General features: G+C 68.8%; 16 protein-coding genes. 2 read left to right on the plus strand and 14 right to left on the minus strand.

The features are described from left to right. Positions 1 to 13: 13 nt before the first annotated feature. On the plus strand, positions 14 to 790 hold the full coding sequence (locus ABNK63_RS15870) for a glutaminyl-peptide cyclotransferase (RefSeq protein ID WP_350016170.1): 777 nt from the start codon (positions 14 to 16) through the stop codon (positions 788 to 790). Between the two features lie 18 nt (positions 791 to 808). On the opposite strand, the gene ABNK63_RS15875 is transcribed toward ABNK63_RS15870, so the two are convergent. Continuing rightward, positions 809 to 1,987, minus strand: a complete 1,179-nt coding sequence (locus ABNK63_RS15875; protein ID WP_350017231.1) for a TIGR03862 family flavoprotein — start codon at positions 1,985 to 1,987, stop codon at positions 809 to 811. 951 nt (positions 1,988 to 2,938) lie between these two features. Here ABNK63_RS15875 and ABNK63_RS15880 point away from each other — a divergent pair. After that, positions 2,939 to 5,737 (plus strand): pre-peptidase C-terminal domain-containing protein, encoded by a 2,799-nt coding sequence (locus ABNK63_RS15880; protein WP_350016171.1) that lies wholly within the window; start codon positions 2,939 to 2,941, stop codon positions 5,735 to 5,737. Between the two features lie 127 nt (positions 5,738 to 5,864). Here ABNK63_RS15880 and ABNK63_RS15885 read toward each other — a convergent pair whose 3' ends face one another. The 13 genes from ABNK63_RS15885 to gspE all read right to left on the minus strand — a co-directional run bounded on the left by ABNK63_RS15885 (position 5,865) and on the right by gspE (position 22,491). Next, positions 5,865 to 8,549 (minus strand): EAL domain-containing protein, encoded by a 2,685-nt coding sequence (locus ABNK63_RS15885; RefSeq protein ID WP_350016172.1) that lies wholly within the window; start codon positions 8,547 to 8,549, stop codon positions 5,865 to 5,867. 84 nt (positions 8,550 to 8,633) lie between these two features. Then, the gene (gene hrpB, locus ABNK63_RS15890; RefSeq protein ID WP_350016173.1) at positions 8,634 to 11,156 is read right to left on the minus strand and encodes an ATP-dependent helicase HrpB; all 2,523 of its coding nucleotides are present in this window, start codon (positions 11,154 to 11,156) and stop codon (positions 8,634 to 8,636) included. A gap of 61 nt (positions 11,157 to 11,217) precedes the next feature. Beyond that, positions 11,218 to 13,866 carry a type II secretion system secretin GspD gene (gene gspD, locus ABNK63_RS15895; protein WP_350016174.1) on the minus strand — a complete coding sequence of 883 codons (2,649 nt, stop codon included), beginning with the start codon at positions 13,864 to 13,866 and terminating at the stop codon, positions 11,218 to 11,220. Positions 13,867 to 13,869: 3 nt separating this feature from the next. After that, the gene (locus tag ABNK63_RS15900) at positions 13,870 to 14,544 is read right to left on the minus strand and encodes a hypothetical protein (RefSeq protein ID WP_350016175.1); all 675 of its coding nucleotides are present in this window, start codon (positions 14,542 to 14,544) and stop codon (positions 13,870 to 13,872) included. Further along, a complete protein-coding gene (gspM, locus tag ABNK63_RS15905; protein ID WP_007806832.1) occupies positions 14,541 to 15,188 on the minus strand; it encodes a type II secretion system protein GspM in 648 nt (215 codons plus the stop codon). The genes ABNK63_RS15900 and gspM overlap by 4 nt, the downstream gene beginning before the upstream one ends. After that, the gene (locus ABNK63_RS15910) at positions 15,185 to 16,354 is read right to left on the minus strand and encodes a PilN domain-containing protein (protein WP_350016176.1); all 1,170 of its coding nucleotides are present in this window, start codon (positions 16,352 to 16,354) and stop codon (positions 15,185 to 15,187) included. Before ABNK63_RS15910 ends, gspM begins: the two co-directional genes overlap by 4 nt. Continuing rightward, the gene (locus ABNK63_RS15915) at positions 16,351 to 17,220 is read right to left on the minus strand and encodes a type II secretion system protein GspK (protein WP_007806835.1); all 870 of its coding nucleotides are present in this window, start codon (positions 17,218 to 17,220) and stop codon (positions 16,351 to 16,353) included. The genes ABNK63_RS15910 and ABNK63_RS15915 overlap by 4 nt, the downstream gene beginning before the upstream one ends. Further along, complete coding sequence (locus tag ABNK63_RS15920; protein WP_350016177.1) at positions 17,217 to 17,873, minus strand: prepilin-type N-terminal cleavage/methylation domain-containing protein; 657 nt, start codon at positions 17,871 to 17,873, stop codon at positions 17,217 to 17,219. Before ABNK63_RS15920 ends, ABNK63_RS15915 begins: the two co-directional genes overlap by 4 nt. After that, on the minus strand, positions 17,870 to 18,250 hold the full coding sequence (locus tag ABNK63_RS15925) for a type II secretion system protein (protein WP_350016178.1): 381 nt from the start codon (positions 18,248 to 18,250) through the stop codon (positions 17,870 to 17,872). The genes ABNK63_RS15920 and ABNK63_RS15925 overlap by 4 nt, the downstream gene beginning before the upstream one ends. A 125-nt stretch (positions 18,251 to 18,375) precedes the next feature. Then, the gene (locus ABNK63_RS15930; protein ID WP_050981429.1) at positions 18,376 to 18,795 is read right to left on the minus strand and encodes a GspH/FimT family pseudopilin; all 420 of its coding nucleotides are present in this window, start codon (positions 18,793 to 18,795) and stop codon (positions 18,376 to 18,378) included. A 206-nt stretch (positions 18,796 to 19,001) separates the two neighbouring features. Continuing rightward, positions 19,002 to 19,370, minus strand: a complete 369-nt coding sequence (locus ABNK63_RS15935; protein ID WP_007806842.1) for a type II secretion system protein GspG — start codon at positions 19,368 to 19,370, stop codon at positions 19,002 to 19,004. A 168-nt stretch (positions 19,371 to 19,538) separates the two neighbouring features. Continuing rightward, positions 19,539 to 20,756 (minus strand): type II secretion system inner membrane protein GspF, encoded by a 1,218-nt coding sequence (gspF, locus tag ABNK63_RS15940; protein ID WP_007806844.1) that lies wholly within the window; start codon positions 20,754 to 20,756, stop codon positions 19,539 to 19,541. A 1-nt stretch (position 20,757) separates the two neighbouring features. Next, positions 20,758 to 22,491: a type II secretion system ATPase GspE gene (gene gspE, locus ABNK63_RS15945; RefSeq protein ID WP_350016179.1), complete on the minus strand. Its 1,734-nt coding sequence runs from the start codon at positions 22,489 to 22,491 to the stop codon at positions 20,758 to 20,760. Between the last annotated feature and the right edge of the window lie 188 nt (positions 22,492 to 22,679).

Consider the following 22,679-nt stretch of genomic DNA (forward strand, 5'->3'; position numbering starts at 1 on the left):
GGACGTTTCCGCCATGCCACGCTGGTTCCACCGCACGCTCGCCTTCCTGCTGTTCGCCCCGGTGGCGCCCGCCTGGGCCGCGATACCGGTTTACGGCTACAAGGTGGTGCACGCCTGGCCGCACGACACCGCCGCCTACACCGAAGGGCTGTTCTACAAGGACGGCCATCTGTACGAGAGCACCGGCCAGGTCGGCGAGTCGACCGTGCGTAAGGTGGCGCTGGAGACCGGCGAAGTGCTGCAGCGCCATCGCCTGCCCCGCCAGTATTTCGGCGAGGGCATCGTCGACTGGAAGGGCCGCATGGTGCAGCTCACCTGGCAAAGCGGGACGGGCTTCGTCTACGACCTGGCCAGCTTCACCCCGCAGAAGACCTTCAGCTACCCCGGCGAAGGCTGGGCGCTGACCCGCGACGACCGCCAGCTGTACATGAGCGACGGCACGGCGGAGCTGCGCGTGCTGGACCCGGAAACGCTGGCCGAGGTTCGCCGCATCCAGGTCACCGCCGATGGCGTGCCGGTCACCCATCTCAATGAACTGGAATGGGTCGACGGCGAGATCTACGCCAACGTGTGGCTGACCGACCGCATCGCCCGCATCGATCCGGCCAGCGGCCACGTGGTGGGCTGGATCGATCTGTCCGGCCTGTTCGACATCAGCCAGCTGCCGAACCCGGTCGACGACGTGCTCAACGGAATCGCCTGGGACGCGGCAGGCAAGCGCCTGTTCGTCACCGGCAAGTGCTGGCCAAGGCTGTTCGAGATCCGGCTGGTGCGCCGCGCGGATCGTTGAGCCGCCGAGCGCGAACGGCTAACGCCGCAGCCACGCCGCCGCGCCGCGCCCCGCCAGCAGGCCGCTGGCGAAACAGGCGGTGAGCAGGTAACCGCCGGTGGGCGCTTCCCAGTCCAGCATCTCGCCGGCGCAGAACACGCCGGGGCGCTCGCGCAGCATCAGCGTGTCATCCAGCGCTTCCAGCCGCACGCCGCCGGCGGTGCTGATCGCCTCGGCCACCGGACGCGGTGCACGCAAGTGCAACGGCACAGCCTTGAGCCGCGCCGCCAGCGCCGACGGATCGGCCAGCGTGGGCTTGTCCAGCAGTTCGAACGCCAGCGCGCTTTTGGCCGCGTCCAGTCCGGCGCGACGGCGCAGCCAGTCGCCGATGCTGTGCTTGCCGCGCGGCGCGGCGAGGCGTTCGGCCAGCACCGCCGCGGCGTAGCCGGGCACCAGGTCCAGCATCAGCAGCGCCTCGCCACGTTCGCGGATCTGCTCGCGCAACTCGGCGCCGATCGCGTACACCAGGCTGCCCTCGATGCCGTATTCGCTGAGCACGAACTCGCCCTGCCGCGAATGTGCGACGCCTTGCCGGTCCACCCAGTGCGCCACCACCGGCTTCAACGGCGCGCCGGCGAAGCGGCTGGACAGGTGTTCGCTCCATGGAATCTCGAAACCGCAGTTCGCCGGCTGCAGGGGCGCGATGTCGATGCCCGCCTGCTGCAGCGGCGCCAGCCAGGCGCCGTCGGAACCCAGTTGCGGCCAGCTGGCGCCGCCCAGCGCAAGGATCACGGCATCGACAGGCACCACGCGTTGCCCCTGCGGCGTGGAAAAATGCAGCGCGTCGTGCGCCTGCCAGCCCAGCCAGCGGTGGTGCATGTGGAAGTTCACCCCGGCTTCGCGCAGCCGGCGCAACCAGCCGCGCAACAGCGGTGCGGCCTTCAGGTCACGCGGGAACACCCGGCCCGAACTGCCCACGAAAGTCTCCACGCCCAGGGCGGCGGCCCACGCACGCAGCGCGTCCGCATCGAAGGCGTCGAGCCAGCGCGCCACCTCGTCGCGGCGCGCGCCGTAGCGTTTGACGAAACCGGCGCGGGGTTCGGCGTGGGTCAGGTTGAGGCCGCCCTTGCCGGCCAGCAGGAATTTCCGCCCGACCGAGCCTTTCGCGTCGTACAGGTCGACCGTTGCGCCGGCGGCACACGCGGCCTCCGCCGCCATCAATCCGGCCGGGCCACCGCCGATGATCGCCAGCCGGGCTGAAGTTTGTTGAGTCATCCGGGCATGGTCGCACGCTGCCCGGGCAAAAAGAATTCGCGTGCCGGCGCGGCGCCGCCGCGCGCGCATTTTTTGCTGAATTGAGCCTGACTGGAAAATCTCCGCGAATCCCGTTCCGGTGAAACACCAGCCTGCTCCTTCGGGTAATGGCGCCCAAGATATTGCGATTACCATTTGGTAATGGAACGAAAGCGCAATCTATTGCGCAATTGACGACGCGTAAAACCACGCGGACCCGGATATCGCAGCATCCTGATAATCCAATCAAAGTCCATGACCGCTTCCGAATGGTCATGTTTCGCGCCGCCAGGCCCGATCGTCGAGTCGGGGCACAAACGGCCGTGCGTAGCCATTTACTCGATGTTTCGACCGTGTCATTGCGCCAATCGCATTAACCGAAAGTTATTGCGATGCTTGTCGTTGCATTAGCACCTGCAGCGATGTGACATGGATCACTCGGCATCCGAAAAAATCCTATTGACCGTTTCTCGAGACAAACCCTAACGTCCACTGATTCGCCAATGGGTCGATTGGCGAACAGACCCCAGCGACGCCATGCGATCAGGCATGGCGCCGGCTTGAACGAGAAAGGGAAATCCGTGCGCCACCCTGACGACGTCATGGGAGGGAAGGACACAGCACGCGCGGGGTCGGAAGACATCCACAAAGCCAAGGCGGCCGTGCCTGTTCGCGGCATTCCATGAGGTCCGCGCGACCCCGGGGGTTCGTGCGTCCTCGAAAAGCCCGGAAGTGCCTGTTTCGGATCACTTGCGCCCGCTGCCGGGCCAGCGATGCAAGCCCGATTTTGCACCGAGCCACGGAATACGTGGCCTGCCCTCAGGTTCGACGGACAGCCGTGTCCGTCGCCTTCATCCACTGATTGGGAATTCGTCCATGACAAACCACGCTGGTCTTCGAGGTATGGCGGCACCGAACTATCGCAAGGCCCTGCTGCCTGCGGCTCTTGCGCTGGCCATGATGTCGTTGTCGGCGCACGCCGCCGACAACTGGGTCGCCACGCGCACCGGCCCCGCGCTGCTGAACACCGCGGCACCCGTCACCACCGCGTCCACGCTGTCCACCCAGGCCACGACCCCGCGCTACAGCCTCAACATGACCGGCAACCCCAGCCTCGCCGGCACCATGGTCAGCCCGCTGGAGGCCAGCCAGCCGCTGCATGTCGCGGTCAGCCTCAAGTTGCGCCACGCCGATCAGCTCGACCAGTTCCTGCAGCAGCTCAACCAGCCCGGCAGCCCCGGGTACCACCAGTACCTCACGCCCGCCCAGTTCAAGGCCAGGTTCGCGCCGACCGATGCGCAGGTGCAGGCGGTGGTCGCCCATCTGCAGCAGAGCGGCTTCACCAACATCGAGGTGGCCGGCAACAACCAGCTGATCACCGCCGATGGCAACGCGCTCAACGTGACCAGCGCGTTCCGCACCAACATGAAGCGCTTCGAGTATCGGGGCAGACCGCACTTCGCCAATGATTCCGTCGCCTCCGTGCCGCAGGCGCTGGGCAATATCGTCAACGCCGTGGTCGGCCTGCAGAACGTGGTCGTCAAGCACACCATGTTCCACAAGGCCACCCTGGTCACCGCCCAGACCCAGGCCGCCAGCGCGGTCGCCCACAGTCCGGCCGACTTCTCCGCGATCTATGGCGGCAGCAGCATGCCGGCCGCGACCAACACCACGGTCGGCGTGATCACCTGGGGCAAGATGACCCAGGTGATCACCGACCTGGGCAGCTTCACCAGCAGCGCCGGCCTGCCCACGGTCAACACGCAGACCGTCAACGTCGGCAGCGGCACGTTCTGGAACGACGCCGACTCCAACGTGGAATGGGCGCTGGACTCGCAGTCCATCATCGGCACCTCCGGCGGCGTGCAGAAGCTGATCTTCTACGCCGCGGTCAACGGCACCAACGACGGCTCGCTGACCGACGCCGGCATCAGCGCCGCGTACAACAAGGCGGTCACCGACAACGTCGCCAAGGTGGTGAACATCTCGCTCGGCGAAGACGAGACCGCCGCCAACAGCTCGGGCACGCTGGCCACGGACGACCAGATCTTCGCCCAGGCTGCCGCGCAGGGGCAGACGTTCTCGGCCTCGGCCGGTGACGAAGGTGCCTACGAATCGTACGGCGGCGACCTCTACAAGCACGGCACGACCACGCTGCTGTCGGGCGTCAGCCTCAGCAACTATTCGGTCAGCGAACCGGCGGTATCGCCCAACGTGATCGCCGTGGGCGGCACCACGCTTTCCACCAACGGCGCGGCCTGGTCCGGCGAGACCGTGTGGAACGAGGGGCTGTCGCAGGATGGCAACAACACGGCCGACGACCGCCTGTGGGCCACCGGCGGTGGCGTGAGCAAGTACGAGGCGGCACCGGCATGGCAGACCAGCGCCCTGGGCAGCTCGATCACCAAGCGCGTGCTGCCCGACGTGGCATTCGATGCGGCGCAGTCGACGGGGGCACTGATCTACGCCAACGGCAGCCAGTACCAGGTCGGCGGCACCAGCCTGGCCTCGCCGATCTTCGTGGGCGCCTGGGCGCGCATCCAGTCGGCGAACGGCAACGCGCTGGGCTTTCCCGCCTCGAAGTTCTACGCCGCATTCCCCGGCAACCCCTCGCTGCTGCATGACGTGACCTCGGGCAACAACGGTTACAACGGCTATGGCTACAACGCGGCTGCCGGCTGGGACTACACCACCGGTTTCGGCAGCTTCAACATGGGCGCGGTGAGCACCTATGCGCAGGCCAACTGGGGCGGCAGCACGCCACCGGCCAACAACCCGCCGGTGGCGAGCTTCGGCGACACCACCAGCGGCCTGACCGCCAGCTTCACCGACAGCTCCACCGACAGTGACGGCACGATTGCCTCGCACTCGTGGAACTTCGGCGACGGCGGCACCTCGACGACGGCCAGCCCGAGCCACACCTACGCCGCCGCGGGCACCTATACCGTGTCGCTGACGGTGACCGACAACGACGGCGCCAGCAACACCAGCACGCAGTCGGTGACGGTGACAGCTGCCGGCGGCGGCGGTGGCAACGTGCTGCAGAACGGCGTGGCGCTCACCGGCCAGGCCGCCGCCACCGGGGCGCAGCTGGCCTACACCGTGGTGATTCCCGCCGGCGCGACCAACTTGGTGATCGCCGAATCCGGCGGCACCGGCGACGCGGACCTGTACACGAAGTTCGGCTCCGCGCCGACCCTGTCCAGCTATGACTGCCGTCCGTACGTCAGCGGCAACAGCGAAAGCTGCACCGTGGCCTCGCCCCAGGCAGGCACCTACTACGTGATGTTGAACGGCTATGCCGCGTTCTCCGGGGTCAGCATCAAGGCCAGCTGGAGCACGGGCGGCGGCAGCGGTGGCGGCAACGTGCTGCAGAATGGCACGCCGGTCACCGGCCTGCAGGCCACGAAGAACAACGCGGTGAACTACACGATGGTGGTACCCGCTGGCGCCAGCAACCTCAAGTTCGCGATCTCCGGTGGCACCGGCGACGCCGACCTGTACGTGAAGCGCGGCTCGGCACCCACCACCAGCAGCTACGACTGCCGCCCCTACGTGGCCGGCAACAGCGAGACCTGCAACATCTCGCCGTCCACCGCAGGCACCTACTACGTCATGGTGCGGGCCTACAGCAGCTACAGCGGTGTCACGCTGACCGGCAGCTACACGCCGTAAGCGGTTGCAGACCTGAGGAGCGCACGGAGGCGCACCCGCATTCAGGCAGGGACCAGGCCCGGTCGGCAACGACCGGGCCCTTCTGCATATGGACGTCCAGACGTCCATGGATTGCGCTGCCGAACACTCAGTCGCGCTGGAACACCGCCAGCTCCGGCTGATGCAGGCTGAAGCCCTGCACCCGGTTCACGCCCAGTGCGGTCAGCGCCTGCACGGTCTCGGCGTCGGCCACCCATTCGGCGATCACCTCCAGGCCCAGTCGATGCCCGATGTCGGTCACCGCCTTGACCATCAGGTGGCTGACCGGATCGGTGAGCATGTCGCGCACGAAGCTGCCGTCGATCTTGATGATGTCCAGTGGCAGGTTTTTCAGATAGGTGAACGAGGACATGCCCGCGCCGAAATCGTCCAGCGCAATGCGGCAGCCGGCGCTGCGCAACAAGGCCATGCATCGCGCCACCTGCGACAGGTTGCGCACGGCCACGGTCTCGGTGATCTCGAAGCAGACACGCGAAGGCTCCACCCGGTAGCGCTGCAGCAGTTCGATGATGCGGTCGACCAGGACCGGGTCCTCGATGCTGGCGCCGGACAGGTTGATCGCCACCATGTCCAGCCGGTTGCCGGCCGGGTGCAGTCGCTCGAAGTTGGCCAGCGTGGTCTCGATCACCCAGCGGTCGACCGACGGCATCAGGCCGTAGCGCTCCGCCGCCGGCAGGAACACGCCGGGCACCACCAGCTGCCCGGACTCCTCGCGGAAACGCAACAGCATCTCGATGCCCGGCTCGGCGCCGTCGCCCAGCGGCAGTGGCCACACTTCCTGGTAGGTGAGCTGCAGGCGATGTTCGTCGACGGCCCAGCGCAGGCGGTTGGCCCACTCCATCTCGCTGCGCCGGCGCACTGTCTGGTCGTCGCGCTCGGAGTAGAAGTGCACGCGATTGCGGCCGGACTCCTTGGCCACGTAGCAGGCGGTGTCGGCCTGGGTCAGCAGATCCTTGGCCGAGATGCCGGCCGGCTCGGCGACCACACCGCCGATGCTGGCACTGATCGTGTAGCTGCGCTGTTCCCAGATGAACACGTATCCGTCGATGCAGCGACGCACGCGTTCGGCGATCCGCTCCGCTTCCTGCTGGTCGGCCACCCGGGTCAGCAGCACCCCGAACTCGTCGCCGCCGAGCCGGGCCAGCACGTCGGTGCCGCCCAGCTGCTTGCGCATCACGATCGAAAGCTGGGCCAGCAGCTGATCGCCGGCGAGATGGCCGGAGGTGTCGTTGATCAGCTTGAACTGGTCGAGGTCGACGTACAGCAGCACGATGATCGGCGGGCCCGCCACGCCGGCCACCAGCGAATCGTGCAGGCGGCGCTCGAATTCGCGCCGGTTGTACAGATCGGTCAACGCATCGTGGCTGGCCTGGTGACTGAGCAGCTCGGTCAGCTGGCGCTGTTCGGTGATGTCGCTGGCCACCATCAGCAGCTTGCTGCGTCCGTCCAGCTCGATGCGCGAGATCGCCACGCTGGCCCAGAAGCGCGCGCCGGAAGCGCCGTGCAGGCGCGCCTCGATCCGGCTGCAGCCGCGGGTCTCGGCATCGCGCAGCTGCCCGCGCAGGATCTCGTCGTCGAACAGGTCGGGCAGGTGCTGTTCGGTGACCTCGTCGCCGAGTCGATCACGCGAAGTGCGGTTCGCGTAGGTGATCCGGCCGCCATCGACTTCGGCCAGCAGCACCAGCGCAGGCAGCAACTCGTTCAGGGCGCGGAAGCGCTCCTCGCTCTCGCGATAGCGCCGGCTCATCTGCCAGCCCAGCTCGAGCGCGCGCTGCCGCGTCCCGACGATGGAATACACCAGCAGGGCCAGCAGCAGGCTCACCAGCAGGCCGCCGGGCAGGGTCGACTGGCGCCAGTCGATCGCGGGAGGGGTGATGTCGCGTGGCTGCATCACCACGTCCCAGACCCTGCCGCCGTAGGCCAGTCGGCGCTCGAAGCGATAGCCGCCGCGGACATCCGGCGCGCCGGGCATCGAGTCGTACAGCGGCAGCACGTGGCCGGCTTCCGTCACATCGGCCAATTGCAGTCGCAGGTCGCGTCGCACGTCATCCTGCAGGACGCTGTCGATCAGCTTGCTGACCCGAAAGGACACGGCGATGGAGCCGCGCATGCGCTGGTGCCGTTGCGCGAGCGATTGCGGCGGGTCGCCCGGGCTGAACACGGGCAGGCGCAGGGTGATGCCGTCCTCGGTGCCGCTGGCGCCGCGCTGCTGCACCGGGCGAAACGGCGCGGACAGGGTGGCCTGGTCGCTGTCGCGCGAGGCCAGCAGGCCAGCCAGGTTGTGCGGCTGCGCCCCCACATCCAGGCCGATCACCGCCGCATTGCCGCTGGCAGGCTCGACCCAGCGCGTCACGTAGCGCTCACCCGCGCCAGCCTGTTCGCGTTGTGCATAGGCCAGCGCCAGCAGGCTGGGAAACCGCTCGCGGGGGCGCAGGTTGGTGTAGAAGTTGGCGAACTCGACCTGGGTCACCTGGTCCGAGGCGAGGAACAGCGTCTGCACGGCGCGCAACATCGCTTCGGCCGAATGCAGCTTGTCCTGCAGGGCCGAGAACGTGCGGTTGGCCAGTTCGCCACGAACGAAGGACTGCTCGGCCAGCCGGCGTTGCTGCTGCTGATGGTGCACGGACAGCGCCAGGGCCAGTCCGCCCAGCAGCACGAGCAGGCTCCACAGCCACGCACTGAGCCGCCATGGCGATGGCTTGGCCAGCGACAACCGGCTGTCATGGCCTTCCCGCCGATCCACCCGGGCCGGGTCAAGCTCGTCGCGATCCATGTTCTCTGGCAGCCCCGCTCAGCGTCCGTTGCCTCGATGGTACAAGAGCGACATGTGCTCTGACCGTTACGAGCCGCACGCGGATCAGCGTCGCTCGCGGGGCTTCGCGCGGTGCGTCGGCGTGGCGGTCCACGGGTCATCGGGCCAGGGATGGCGCGGATAGCGGCCCTTCATTTCCTTCCTGACCTCGGGATAGGTGCGCTCCCAGAAACCCTTCAGGTCCTGGGTCACCTGGATCGGCCGCCCCGCCGGCGAGAGCAGGTGCAGGGTGACCGGCACGCGACCGGCGCCCACGCGCGGGGTGTCGGCCAGGCCGAACAACTCCTGCAATTTCACCGCCAGCACCGGCGGCCCGTCTTCGACGTATTCCAGCCGGCGCTGCTGGCCGCTGGGCACCACCAGGCTTTCCGGCGCCTGCGCATCCAGCATGCGACGCTGCTGATGATCCAGACGCGACACCAGCGCCTGGGACAGATCCTCCGGCCCCAGCGCATCGAGTCGATGCCGTCCTGCCAGGCACGGCGCCAGCCAGTCATCCAGCGAAGCCAGCAAGGCCACGCCGGAAACATCGGGCAGGCCGAGCTCGGGCATCCACTGGCGCAGGGCCTGCATCCGAGCGCGCAGGCGCCGCGCATGATCGCTCCACGGCAAACTGTCGATGCCCCGCGCGCGCACGGCGGCGAGCAGCGCAGGCAAGGCGTCGGGCGGTTTCACCGGCACGCTGTGTCGTTCCAGCACGATCGCGCCGAACCGCGATTCGTCGAAGGCCTCGGCGGCGCCGCGCTGCTCGTTCCAGCACAGGCTGCGTTCGCGGGTGAAGCGGGTCGGGAAGTCGCGCTCCAGCACGCGCGGGTCCAGCGGCGCAGCGGCCAGGATCAGGCTGTCGCGACTGTCGCGGCGCAACTCGATGACGACCAGCCACGGCTCGCCCAGCAAGGCGGTGTTCTCGTGCAGGCGTGCGCCGCGGCCATTGGCCAGCGTGTAGCGCGTAGGATTGCTGTCGTCGCGGCGCGCCACCCGGTCGGGAAAGGCGTGCAGCAGCAGGTCGCCGACACTGTGGCTGTGCGGCACGCCACTGGCGGCGCTGCGCACGTCGAGGCGACGGCGCCAGCCCTTGCTGGCCTGTTCGATCGCCGCCAGCGCGCCGGCGTCCGCGTCGCGCGCCTGGGCGCCGCGACGGTCGCGCCAGGCATGCAGCGCAGCGAGGCGCACGCGCAGGTCATCATTGCGCGCCTGTTCGCCGCGCATCGGCGAACGGGCATCGAGCAAGGCCAGCAGGTCGGCCACCAGCGCATGCAACGGCGGCGGCGCATGCAGGGCCGCCGCCGCCATGCGTGGGCTGGCGCCCAGTTCGAGCATGCGCCTGCCCAACGCGGTGATGCGGCCATCGTCGCCCAGAGCACCCAGTTGCTGCAGCAGTTCGCGCGCCTGCGCCAGCGCACCGGCCGGCGGCGGATCGAGCCAGGGCAGGTCGGCCTCGCTGCTGCCGGTGATGCCCCATGCTGCCAGTTCCAGCGCCAGCGGGGACAGCTCGACCTGGGCAATCTCCGCGGTGCGCGCCGGTTCCAGCCGGCGGCTCTGCGGCCACAGTCGATACGCCGTGCCTTCCGCCACGCGACCGGCGCGGCCGGCGCGCTGGTCGGCCGAGGCCTGCGCGATGGTCACCGTCTCCAGCCGGGTGAAGCCGGAGTTCGGGTCGAAACGCGGCTCGCGCGCCAGGCCACTGTCGACCACTGCGCGAATGCCCGGCAAGGTGATGCTGGACTCGGCCACGTTGGTGGCCAGCACGACGCGGCGCGAGCCCGGCTCCGCCGGCGCCAGCGCCGCCTGCTGATCGATCAGCGAGAGTTCGCCATGCAGGGCCAGCACCTCGACGTCGTCGCGCGTCAGGGTCTGCGCCAGCACCGCCTGCACGCGGGCGATCTCGCGGCGGCCGGGCAGGAAGGCCAGCACGTCGCCGCCGTTTTCCTCCAGCGCCTGACGCACCACCCGCGCCAGCTGGTGTTCGATCGCCTCCTGCGTGCGCGCGGGCGGATGTTCGATGCGCACCGCGAAGCTGCGACCGGGGCTGGACAGCCGCGGCGCGTCCAGCCATTGGGCGATGCGCTCGCCATCCAGCGTGGCCGACATCAACAGCAGACGCAGCCCGGGCCGCAGGGTGGCCTGCACGTCCAGCGCCAGCGCGGCGCCGAGATCACCGGCGAGATGGCGTTCGTGGAATTCGTCGAACACGATCGCGCCGATGCCTGTCAGTTCCGGATCATGCTGGATCAGCCGGGTCAGGATGCCTTCGGTGACTACCTCGATGCGGGTGACCGCGCTCACCTTCGACTCGAAGCGGATGCGGTAGCCGACGGTCTGCCCGACCTCCTCGCCCAGCTGCCGCGCCATGAACTGCGCGGCGGAGCGCGCCGCGATCCGGCGTGGCTCCAGCATCACGATCTTCTGCCCGGCCAGCCAGTCGGCGTCGAGCAGGGCCAGTGGCACCTGGGTGGTCTTGCCCGCGCCCGGCGGCGCTTCCAGCACCAGCCGCGGATGCGTCGCCAGCGCGGCGACGATCTGCGGCAGCAGCTCGGTGATCGGAAAGGTCGGCGTGGATGCAGTCATCCACGCGAATGATAGTGGCTGCAGGCGGAGCAGGCCCGGCCTGCCCCGCGAGGGCGTGGCGTTATGGCGACTTCACCGGTGCCCGGCAATCGGCCAGGCGCTTGCGCGCCAGCTCCAGGCCCTTCGCATCCTGCGCATGCTGGCGCGCCTCGATGACCACCTGCCAGTTGCGTTCGCACAGCTGGCCCTGATGCGTGCCCTGTTGCCACGACTGGATCGCCAGGTTCTGCGCGTTCAGATAGTCGCCCTTGCCCAGCGCCAGTTCCGCATGCTGCTGCATCTGTTCGGGCCAGCTCGGCACCGGTGGCGGTGGCGATTGCGGTTGGGGCACAGCCGGCAGCGGCACGGTGGTGGCCGCTGCCGCGGGAACGGGTTCGCCCGACTTGCGCAGCGGGGTCAGCGACTCGAACTTGTTCTGGTAGTCGTCGGTGACCTGCTTGGCATCGGCGCCGCCGCGGATCACCCGCGGCGTGATCAGCACGATCAGCTCGGTGCGGTTGCGGCTGCGATTGGTGCTGCCGAACAACCGCCCCAGCACGGGGATGCGGTTGAGGCCGGGAATGCCGGTGTCGGTGTTGCCTTCGGCCTGCTCGATCAGGCCGCCCAGCAGCACGGTCTGGCCGCTCTGCACGGCCACCTGGGTGGCCAGCTTGCGCTGCGAGATCGCCGGATTGCCGTTGACCAGCGCCACCGTGCGATCGGCCTGGCTCACTTCCTGGCTGATGTTCATGTAGACCAGGCCGCCGGGATTGATCCGCGGCTGCACGTTGAGGATCACGCCGGTGTTGAGGTACTTCACCTCGCTCTGGCTGGTCGTGTTGCCGAGACCGGAGTTCACGCTGACCGAATTGATCGGGATGCTGTTGCCGACCTGGATGCTGGCGGTCTGGTTGTTCATCACCACCATCGACGGCGCTGACAGCGTCTTGGTGTTGCCGCTGGTCTCCATCGCGCGCACGGCGACCTGCAGGTTGCTGTTGAGGAAGGAGTAGAAGAACGGCTCGCCACCGAACGCGTTGCCGCCCTGGCCCAGGCCGATCTGGCGATGGCGGTAGGGCTGGCCCGGCACGAGTACCGAGTTGCCGCTGTCGTCGCTGGTGGTGGTGCTGCCGGTGAGGCCTTCCAGGTACCACTGCACGCCGAACTGGAATTCGCCGGTGAGGTTCACTTCCAGGATGCGCGTCTCGATCTGCACCTGCATCGGCACGTTGTCGAGCTTGCCGATCGCCGACTTGATCTCTTCCCACTGCGAGGGCCGCGCGCGCACCAGCAACTGGTTGTTGCTGTCGACCGAACTGATCCGCACGCTGCCGTCGCTGGAGCTGTACTGCTGGTCGCCGGCGGCGCCGTTGCCACCGGCGGCATTGCCGAAGCTGCTGCCCGAGGTGCTGCCGAAACCGCCGCTGGTGCCGCTGCCGCCGGCATCGCGAGCGCCACCCATGTTCAGGCCGCCATTGCCGTCGGTGCCATTGATGCCGCCACTGATGCCGCCGTTGCGCGAGCCATCCGACGCGTTGCCGAAGGCGCCGGCGGTGCTGCCCATGCTGGTGCCGCCGGCGCTCTCGGCGCTGCCCAGGGTGGCGCCGGTGAGGCCCGGGCCGACCTGGCCGCCGCTGTCGCCGGTGCCGCCGCCACCGGCGCCGTTGGTGTAGATGTTGGCCAGGTAACGGGCCAGGTCCGAGGCCTTGATGTTGCGCACGTCGTAGACGAACAGCTGCGGCTCGTTGCCACCGCCACGATCGATGCGGGCGATCCAGTCGCCCACTTCGCGCAGGTAGTCGGGCTGGGTGCTGATCACCACCAGCGCATTGGTCCGCTCGATCGGGATGAAGCGCAGCATGCCGGCCAGCGGGGTGTCACCGTGCACGCCGAACATGCCGTCCAGCTTGGGCATCAGGTCGCCGACCGTGGCGTACTGCAGGTTGAACACGCCCACCGACATGCCGCGCAGCCAGTCGACGTCGAAGGTGCGCACCATGCTCTGGTAATTGACCAGCTCCTGCGGCGTGCCCGACATCACCAGCAGGTTGCGCGCCGGGTCCGCCAGCAAGGTGGCGTCGGGCCGCGCGAACGGCTTGATCAGCTTCTGCATCTCGGTGGCCGAGATGTAGCGCAGCGGGAACAGCCGCGCCTGCAGCCCGCCCTGCGGCGCGGTGGCGCCCAGGCTGGGCACCAGGTTGCCGGCCACCGCGTCCTTCTGCGGCATCACCACGTAGCCGCCGTCGCGATGCACCAGCGCGTTGCCGGTCCAGCCCAGCAGGGTTTCGAGGATCGGCAGCGCCTGGCCGGCGTCGACCGGCTCGGAGGTGGAGAACGAAATGTTGCCCTGCACGCCGGGCACGATGGTGTAGTTCTGCTTCAGCAGGTCGCCGAGGATCGCCTTGACCACCGCCTGCACCGGCTGGTTCTCGAAGTTGAAGGTCACCGCGCCACTGCCGCTGGCCGCGGGCCTGGGCGTGGCCAGCGCGCCGGGATGGATGAACTGGCCGCTGCCGTGGCTGATCTCGGGGCTCGCCGTGGCCTCGGCACCACTGGCCACGCTGGTGTTCAACGGCAACGGCGCCGGCACCGGGTTCTGCGTGCCGGCCATCGCCTCGCGCTGCAGGGTGCCGTCGTCATGCGGCTGCGGCAGGCTGGCGCAACCGGCCACGCCGACCACGAAGGCGAGCGTGGCGGCGCGCAGGGTTTGCTGGGTGAGCGTGCGGAACATGGATCAACGTACTCCTTCGTTGGCCGCGGCGGCGCGGGCGGCCCGACGTTTCTGGATATTCTGGCGCAGGCGCTCGGCCGGCGATTCGCGCGGCGATTCGGGCGTGGCGCGGTTGGGCATCGGCGGCACCGGCGGCGCGGAACGACTCGGCGCGGCACCTTCACCGGAGGCATTCCGATCGGCGCCGCGCGGCGGGTCGATCGGCGCGCCGGCAGGCAGCTTCAGTTCGGTGCGCCCGCCGGAGGCATCGAAGATGGCCGAGCGGGCGCGCACCTCGACCAGTTCCACGCTGCCGTCGGGCAACGATTCGCCTTCGCGCAGGCGCACTTCGCGGTCGGCCTGGCGATCGTGCAGCAAGGCCATGCGCAATGCTGGCGTGAGGATCACGCCGGTGAGTTCGAGGTCGCCGAGCTGGCTGCCGCCATCGGCCGCGGAAGCGGTCGGCTTGCGGTCGGGCGCGAACAGCGGCTTCTGCCAGACCAGGGCGAACTGCTGCAGCGGCAACGGCTGCGGCAGGTTGGCGGAATTGCCGGCCGGCGGCAGCGGCGCGCGTGCGCGTGGCTCGTCCCAGTGCACGCCACGACCGACCCCCAGCAGCAGGGCCAGCAGCAGCGCCGCCAGCGCGATGGCGCCGAGCATCAGCCAGGGCGTGAGACGACGCTGGGCGGCCGCGTTCATGGCGCGTCTCCCGTCGAAGCCACTGGCGTGCCGGGCGATGCGGGCGCGGCCCGCGCCGGCCGCACATAGCCGGACAGGGTGAACTGCACTTCCAGCGGTACCGCGCCACCCTGCTGGGCGGCCACCGGATTTCGATAGATGCTGAGGTCGTCGATGAACAGATACGGCGTGCCCTGCTCCAGTGCCTGCATCACCGCGGCCAGCGGCTCGATGTCGCAGCTCAGGCTGATGCTCACCGCGGCCTTGCGATACGGTTCGCCGGCGGCCGGCGCGGGACTGGGCAGCGGCATCTTCTGGCTCACCGTGCACGATCCGCTGCCGGCGTGCGCCGCGACCACGTCGACCACGCGCTGCATGAGGTCCGCCGAAGCGGTGTTGGGATCGTCCGCCGAGAGGAACGCGCTGCTGGCCGCCTGGCCGGCACCGAGCGCGGCGATCCGCTGCAGCAGCGCGGGCTTCTCGGCGATCGCGGCGGCGTAGCGGCTCTGCGTGTCGCGCAGGTCGGCCATCTCGCCGCGGATCTGCTGCAACGGCGCCACGAACCACCAGTGCAGCAATACGAAGTAGGCCAGCAGCAGCACGAGCAGCAGCAGGAGCACCGCCGCGATGCGGCTGTCGCGCCGGTTCATCGCCGCCAGCTTCATGGCGTGCCCCCGGCACTCGCGGCACTCGGCGCAGGCGGCTTCGGCTGGTTGACCCGGGCGGTGAGGTAGAAGCGCTCCTTGCCGGTGGTGGGATCGGGCTGGATGCTGCCCTGGAAACTGGCGTCGGTGATCAGGCGCGAATCCTTCAAGGTGTCGAGCAGTTTCGCAGCCTGCTGGCTCTGCCCCTGGAAGCCGATCTGGCCGGTGTTGTCCACGCTGAGGCGCTCCAGCCACGCGCTGTCGGGCAGGCGCGCGGTGGCGTCTTCGAGCACGCTGAGCATCGCCACGCTGTTCTTCTTGCGCTGGGCCAGGAAGCCGGCGGCGCCGGCGTTGTCCTGCAGCTGCTGGCGCAGCGCAGCCACCTGCTGCGCTTCGCCGCGCATGCCTTCGACTTCCGTGCGCATCTGCTCCAGCGCCAGCTGCCGGTTGTGCAGCCATTCGCCCAGCACGCAGGCCAGCAATACCACCACGGCCGCGGCCAGCAGCAGGTTGAGCCGGCGCCGCGGATGCGCATGGCGCGGCACCTGCGCCGCCGGCAACAGGTTCACGCCGAGGCGGCCATGGCCATCGGCCACGTCCACCGCGTCCACACTGATCGACTGTGCCTGCAGACGCGCCAGCACGGGATCGAGGACGTCGCGGGTGACCACCACCAGTTCCGCGTTGAAGCGCCCGGCCGGCGCCGCCGTCGCCAGCTCGCGCACGGCGTGGTGCACCTGGGCCAGGTTGAACGGGGTCTGCCGGTCCATCTCGAAACCGGCCACCTGCATCAGGTTGTCGCGTGCCGCCAGCGGCAGGCTCAGCGTGCGCCGCAGCACCAGGGCGGACGGCAGCACCAGGGCCAGGCGCAGATCCTCGCGATCGACGCGTTGCAGTGCATCGCGCAACGCCGTCGGCGGCTTGCCGGCGCCGTCGATGCCCGGCTCCGTTTCATCCCAGCTCGACAGCAGCCCGGCGTGACCGTTGCGGCGCAAATCCCAGCGGGGGCCGGCGCACTGCAGCAGGTACCAGTCGGCGCCACTGCCGAAGGCACCGCGCCAGCGCGACGGCAGCAGCGCACGCAGCTCGCCACCCCACCAGTACAGGAAACCCGGCAACGGCGAGGCACGCCAACTGCGGCGTACGACATCGACCAGCGGCCGCAGTGACTGCGTTGCCGAACTCATTCCGCCTCCCCTTCCTGCCAGCGCAAGACGGCGTACGGTTGCGCCTGCCCCGCCTGCAGGCGAATCGTGGCGCGCAGGACCGCGCGCGTGCCGTCGGCCAGCGTAGCCTCGGACCGGATACTATGCGTTGTTCCGCTGCCCAGAACCAGCTGCGGGTCCTTTGCGTTCTGCTGCCGTGCAGCCTCGATCTGCTGGCGCTGTTCCGGCGTCATCCCCGGGATCGCCGCCAGCGCCAGCGGCGGCGCGGTGTTCGGATCGGGGCTGGAACTGCCGGACCAGATCGTCAGCGCCGGCGCCAGCAGCCGGTACAGCGAGGGCGTGACGCCCAGCACCATCTGCAACTCCTCGACACTAGCGAACGGGCCGTGGCGCGGACCGTAGTTTCTCCCGGCCGCGAGGTACCCGGCCCGGGCGCTGGCGTCATCGCCTTCCACCGCCGGCAGGCTGCGCCAGTCGACCACGTGATCGACCAGTGCCTGCGCCGGTGCAGGCTTCAAACCGGCCGCCTGGAACAGCGCCAGCAGCACCTCGGGCGAGGCCGCGTTGAGATCGACCTTGCCGCCTTCATCGATGGCGCGCACGGTGATCGTCGCGTTGTCGTAGTGGAAGGTGTAGACCCGCCCATCGGCCATCCAGCGCTGCTTCGCCTGCGGGTCCTGCAGGGCATAGGCCGCCCGCATCAGGCCGGCCTCGGCGGCGTAGTGCGCCTGGGTCTGGGCGAACTGGTAGCGCGCCTGCAGGCCCTCGGTGCGCGCCAGCGCGGCATAGCCGCCGAGCAGGATCGCCAGCAGGGTGCACGCCCACAACACCAGCAGCAGCGCGACGCCGCGCTGACGCCCGTGCAGGTGCGGCGCCGCCCGCCTCATCGCAGGCTCCCGCCGCGCAGACCCATGCGCACCAGTCCGGCCGGCGAGGCATTCACCCGCAGCGGCACCTCGAACTGCGGCCACTCGACGGTGCCGCTCACCTGCAGCTCGACCCGCACCAGTTGCGGCAGCACGCGGCCATCGGCCCAGGTCGGCGACCACGCCACCGCGGCACCTTTCGAATCGACGCCGCGATAACTGAAGCTGCCGCTGCTGACGTGGTCGACCAGCACCTGCGGATCGCCCAGCGCCTGCGGCGGCTGGCCGTCGGGCGGCAGCAAGGCCAGGCTGAGTTCCAGCCGCTGGCCGCCGTGGTCATCGTCGACCAGGCGCAGCTGCTGCAGTTGCGGACCGAGCTTGCCCAGGTAACCGGGCAGCGGCGCCACGTAGCGCATCTCCCGGGCACTGCCGACGAAGTAGACCGGTTCGCCATGATCGGTGCGATCGATCGGCTGGGCCAGGCTCTGCGCCAGTTCGCGGCGCAGGAACTGCTGGGCCGAGCGCACCTGGTCCAGCCGCTCGATCGCCGCCGTGCCGGAGCGCACGCTGTGCGTGGCGGTGCGGATGCCCGAATACACGCCGACCAGCAACAAGGCCAGCAACACCAGCGAGGCGAGCACTTCCAGCAGGGTGAAACCAGCCTGCCGTTTCATGGTCCGGCCTGCGCCTGGCCCGAGGCCAGTGGACCACCCAGCCGCAGGGTGCGGAAGTGGGCCGCCCGCGGATGGGCCTGCGGCCCCCACGAGACGGTGAGGTCGAGCTGGTACAGCTGCAGCGGCGCGCCCGGCACCGCGGGCCCGCCCGTGTTCCACGGCCGCACGTCGAGCTGCCAGCGGTACTGCGTATCGAAGCGGCCGGAACGATTGCCCGGCTTCACCGCCTCGCCCACGAAGGCGCTGTCCAGCAGGCTGCGCGCACGCATCGCCGCCTGGCTGTATTCCGCCGCGTTGTGGGTCAGGCTGATCGACGCGCCAGCCACCTTCATCAGGGCGGTGAACGCGATCGCCAGCAGCATGATCGCGGCGATCACTTCCAGCAGGCTGAAGCCGCGTTGGCGCCGGGAATGGGGAATGGGGAATGGGGAATGGCAAAGGCGGGCAGCCGGCGCTGGCGCGCCTGGCCGATTCCCGAATCCCGATTCCCGATTCCCGAGTTTCATCGGGAAGCCACCGCATCGACCACCCGCACTTCGCCGGTCAGCCACGACACGTTGACGTGCCACTCGCGCTGGCCGCTGTGCAAGGTGATGCGGCCACCGGTGGAGCTGCCATCGGGGAAGAAGCGGATGCGTCCGGTGTGGTCGTTCGGCTGGTCTTCCTTCGCGCTGGTGATGCTGATGTGCATGCCGACAGGCAGCTGCACGTCGTGCCGCCTCGCATCGTCGTAGCTGTTCGCCCGGGTATCGACGTCGAAGTGCTGCTCCTGCCCGCGCACGATCGCCTGCGCCCGGGTGGCGCGCAGCGCGCCGGCCAGTTCGCCGCTGGCCGCGCGCACCCGCGCACTGGCCAGGCCTTGGGTCACCGACACCGACACCGCTGCCACCGCGATGCCGATCAGCAGGATCACCGCCAGCATTTCCAGCAGGGTGAAGCCCCCGCTCTTATGAAACAAAGCGCTTCTTGCCTTCGCCTCCTCCCCCGCTCCGCGGGGGAGGATTGAGGAGGGGGCAGCGCACCCCGCGCGCCCGGAACGGGAAACAGGGAACAGGGAATGGGCAGAGCAGGCAAGCGTGTGAGCGCACGCTTTTCCGATTCCCGATTCCCCATTCCCGATTCCCGGCTTCATTGCCAGTTGCCCACGTCCTTGCTGTAGCCGTCGCCGCCGGGCTTGCCATCCTGGCCGTAGAAGATCAGGTCGAAGCTGCCGTTCTGGCCCGGGTACTGGTAGCCGAAGGCATGGCCCCACGGGTCCTTCAGTTCGGAGGCCTTGGCATACGGCCCCTGCCAGTTCGCCGCGTTCGGCGGCCGGGTCACCAGGCCGTCGAGCTGCTGCGGCGGGGTGCCGTTGTCCAGCGCGTAGTTCTCGATCTTCTGGCTCAGCGTCATCAGCTGCGACTTGCCGGCGCCGTACTTGCCCTTGTCGACGTTCTTGCCGACCTGGGTCACCACCACCGCGCCGATGATGCCGATCAGCACGATCACCGCGAGCATTTCGAGCAAGGTGAAGCCCCCGCTCTTATGAAACAAGGCGCTTCTTGCCTTCGTCTCCTCCCCCGCTCCGCGGGGGAGGATTGAGGAGGGGGCAACGCCACGCGCGCGCCCATTCCCTATTCCCTGCCCCACAAATCCCGAAAGCTTCATCATTGCCCTACTCCTCGGTTACTGGATATTGCTGGTCAGACTCAACAGCGGCAGCAGGATCGCGGCCATGATGATCGCCACCAGCACGGTCATCACGATGGTCAGCGCCGGTACCAGTGCAGCCAGCAGACGATCGATCGCGCGACGGGACTCAAGTTCAAACGTGTCGGCGACTTTCAACAGCATGGTGTCGAGCTGGCCGGCTTCCTCGCCGACCTGCACCATCTGCATCGCCAGTCGCGGAAACAGTTTCGACTGGCCCAGCGCCAGGCTCAGGCCCGCTCCGCCCTTGACCTGTTCCTGCGCCGCGGCCAGGGCCGCGTCGAGCGCGCGATTGCCGGTGACCTGGCGCGCGATGCTCAGCGCGTTCAGCAGCGGCACGCCATTCTTCAGCAGGGTGCCCAGGGTGCGGGCGATCCGTGCCGTTTCCACCTTCAGCAGCAGCGGCCCGACCAGGCGCATGTGTAGCAGGCGGCCATGCCAGGCCTGCCGCGCCGCGGGATCGCGCAGGTGCGCACGCCAGCCGAACAGGCCGCCACCGAGCAGCAGCAGGATCAGCCACCACCAAGCCTGCAGCGTGTTGCCCACGGTCAGCACGGCCTGGGTGATCCACGGAATCGGTACCTGCATGTCCTCGAAGATCGGCACGAACTGCGGCACCACGTAGGCCAGCAGCAGCACCAGCGAACCGAGCACGCCGACCAGCAGGAAGGCCGGGTAGATCAGCGCATTGACGATGCTGCCGCGCATCGCCTGGGCGCGCTCGAGGTAGTCGGCCAGGCGGCGCAGGGTTTCCTCCAGCGAGCCGCCCGCTTCGCCGGCGCGCACCAGGCTCACGTAGAGCTTGGGAAACACGCCGTGTTCCTCGTCGAGCGCGGAGGACAGCGTGTTGCCGCCCCGCACGCGATCGCGCACGCGTTCGATCAGCTTCTTCGCGTGCTCGCCCTCGGGCAGGTCGAGCAGGATGCCCAGCGCGCGGTCCAGTGGCTGGCCGGCGCCCAGCAGGGTCGCCAGCTGATGGGTGAACTGGGCCAGCTGGTCGCCGTTGAACGGCCCGCGCTTGAACAGCGCGACCAAGCCGCTGCCACCGCCCGCACCATCGGCCGGCAGCGCTTCCAGCGGCGTGTGGCCCTGGTCCTGCAACCGGCCGATCACTTCCTCGACGCTGGCCGCTTCCATCTGACCCTGCAGCGTCTCGCCGGCGTCGTTGACCGCCTTGTAACGGAACTGCGCCACCTCAGCCTTCCTGCGTCACGCGCAGGACCTCTTCCAACGTGGTGATGCCGGCCACGGCCTTGGCGATGCCGTCCTCGTACATCGTGCGCATGCCTTCGGCACGGGCCTGCTTTTCGATCTCGCCCTCGTTGGCGCGCTGCATCACCAGGCGGCGCAGCGGGTCGCTCATGGTGAGGAACTCCATGATCGCGCGGCGGCCACGGTAGCCGCTGGGATTGGCCGCGCTGGTGCCGGGCTTCCACAGGCGGATCGGGCGCTCATCGGTGTACTTGTGCAGCTCGAACTGCTCGATCACCTCGGGCAGCGCTTCATATGGAATCGCGGTTTCCGGATCGAGCCGGCGTACCAGCCGCTGCGCCAGGATGCCGTTGATGGTGGAGCCGAGCAGGTAATCCTCCACGCCCATGTCGAGCAGGCGGGTGACGCCGCCGGCGGCGGAGTTGGTGTGGAGCGTGGACAGCACCAGGTGGCCGGTGAGCGCGGACTGGATCGCGATGCGGCAGGTCTCCAGGTCGCGCATCTCGCCGATCATGATGACGTCCGGGTCCTGGCGCATGATCGAGCGCAAGGCGCCTGAGAAATCCAGCCCGATCTGCGGCTTCACCTGGATCTGGTTGATGCCTTCGAGCTGGTATTCGACCGGGTCCTCGACGGTGATGATCTTCACGTCGTTGGTGTTGATCTGGCTCAGCGCGGTGTACAGCGTGGTGGTCTTGCCCGAACCGGTCGGGCCGGTGACCAGCAGGATGCCGTGCGGCTTCTGCAGCACGTCGACGAAGCGCTGCTTGAAGCTGTCGGTGAAGCCCAGCGACTCGAAGTCGAACACCACCGATTCGCGGTCCAGGATGCGCATCACCACCGATTCGCCGAAGCTGGTCGGCACGGTGGACACGCGCAGGTCCAGCTCCTTGCCCTGCACGCGCAACTGGATGCGGCCGTCCTGCGGCAGGCGGCGCTCGGCAATGTTGAGCCGCGCCATGATCTTCACGCGCGAGATCACCGCGGCGGTCGACGACGACGGCGGCGCTTCCACTTCGTGCAATACGCCGTCGATGCGGTAGCGCACCTTCAGCCGGTTCTCGAACGGTTCGATATGGACGTCCGAAGCGCGCTGCTCCACCGCGCGCTGAAGAATGAGATTGACCAGCCGGATGACGGGGGCCTCGGAGGCGAGGTCGCGCAGGTGCTCGACGTCGTCCTCTTCGGCGGCGCTGCCGTCGAGGTTCTCCACGATGGTGCCCATCGCGGAACGGCCGGAGCCGTAGTAGCGCTCGATCAGGCCGTCGATTTCCGAACGCAGGCCCACCCGCAATGCCACCGGCCGCCCGGCGGCCAACTGCACCGCCTGCAAGGGATACGGATCGGCCGGATCGGCGACGATCAACGCCAGCCCGTGGGCTTCGTCCTGCACCGGCACCACGTGCTGCTGCTTGAGGAAACGCAGCGACAGCTCCAGATCCGCCGGCGGCAGTTCCGGCGCATCACGCGCGGACAGCAGCGGCACCTGCAGCAGTTCGGCCCAGCCCTCGGCCAGATCGCGCTCGGACACCAGGCCAAGACGCGCCATCAGCGTGGTCAGCGTGCCTTCGGTCGACTCCTCGTGCAGCCGGCGCGCGCGCACCAGATCGCCTTCCTTCAGGCGACCACGCGCCACCAGCCACGCGCAGACTTCCGCCTCGCGATCCTCCACGGCCATGCTCGCCCCGCCGACCGCCGGCTCAATCACTGCCGACATCCTCCACCCCGCTTGAGTGCACGCGAAACCGTCGACGCCCTGGGGCGAAAACGGCAAACGTCATAGGTATCACATCCGGCCAGGCGCATGCGAATGGCCCGGGATTCGGCCCGCATGCCGTTCATCCCTGGCGCGGCCCTCCATTGTGCCGAGTTCACCGGCGCAATGGCGGCATCGCGCCTAGGAAA

The sequence above is a fragment of the Rhodanobacter sp. IGA1.0 genome (genome assembly GCF_040208325.1).
In the GTDB taxonomy this organism is placed as follows: domain Bacteria; phylum Pseudomonadota; class Gammaproteobacteria; order Xanthomonadales; family Rhodanobacteraceae; genus Rhodanobacter; species Rhodanobacter spathiphylli.

Excerpts from the sequence above, each read along its gene's own strand:
- ABNK63_RS15870 (WP_350016170.1), top strand. The coding sequence starts at position 14 with ATGCCACGCTGGTTCCACCGCACGCTCGCCTTCCTGCTGTTCGCCCCG.
- ABNK63_RS15875 (WP_350017231.1), bottom strand. The coding sequence starts at position 1,987 with ATGGCGGCGGAGGCCGCGTGTGCCGCCGGCGCAACGGTCGACCTGTAC.
- ABNK63_RS15880 (WP_350016171.1), top strand. The coding sequence starts at position 2,939 with ATGACAAACCACGCTGGTCTTCGAGGTATGGCGGCACCGAACTATCGC.
- ABNK63_RS15885 (WP_350016172.1), bottom strand. The coding sequence starts at position 8,549 with ATGGATCGCGACGAGCTTGACCCGGCCCGGGTGGATCGGCGGGAAGGC.
- hrpB (WP_350016173.1), bottom strand. The coding sequence starts at position 11,156 with ATGACTGCATCCACGCCGACCTTTCCGATCACCGAGCTGCTGCCGCAG.
- gspD (WP_350016174.1), bottom strand. The coding sequence starts at position 13,866 with ATGTTCCGCACGCTCACCCAGCAAACCCTGCGCGCCGCCACGCTCGCC.
- ABNK63_RS15900 (WP_350016175.1), bottom strand. The coding sequence starts at position 14,544 with ATGAACGCGGCCGCCCAGCGTCGTCTCACGCCCTGGCTGATGCTCGGC.
- gspM (WP_007806832.1), bottom strand. The coding sequence starts at position 15,188 with ATGAAGCTGGCGGCGATGAACCGGCGCGACAGCCGCATCGCGGCGGTG.
- ABNK63_RS15910 (WP_350016176.1), bottom strand. The coding sequence starts at position 16,354 with ATGAGTTCGGCAACGCAGTCACTGCGGCCGCTGGTCGATGTCGTACGC.
- ABNK63_RS15915 (WP_007806835.1), bottom strand. The coding sequence starts at position 17,220 with ATGAGGCGGGCGGCGCCGCACCTGCACGGGCGTCAGCGCGGCGTCGCG.
- ABNK63_RS15920 (WP_350016177.1), bottom strand. The coding sequence starts at position 17,873 with ATGAAACGGCAGGCTGGTTTCACCCTGCTGGAAGTGCTCGCCTCGCTG.
- ABNK63_RS15930 (WP_050981429.1), bottom strand. The coding sequence starts at position 18,795 with ATGCTGGCGGTGATCCTGCTGATCGGCATCGCGGTGGCAGCGGTGTCG.
- ABNK63_RS15935 (WP_007806842.1), bottom strand. The coding sequence starts at position 19,370 with ATGCTCGCGGTGATCGTGCTGATCGGCATCATCGGCGCGGTGGTGGTG.
- gspE (WP_350016179.1), bottom strand. The coding sequence starts at position 22,491 with ATGTCGGCAGTGATTGAGCCGGCGGTCGGCGGGGCGAGCATGGCCGTG.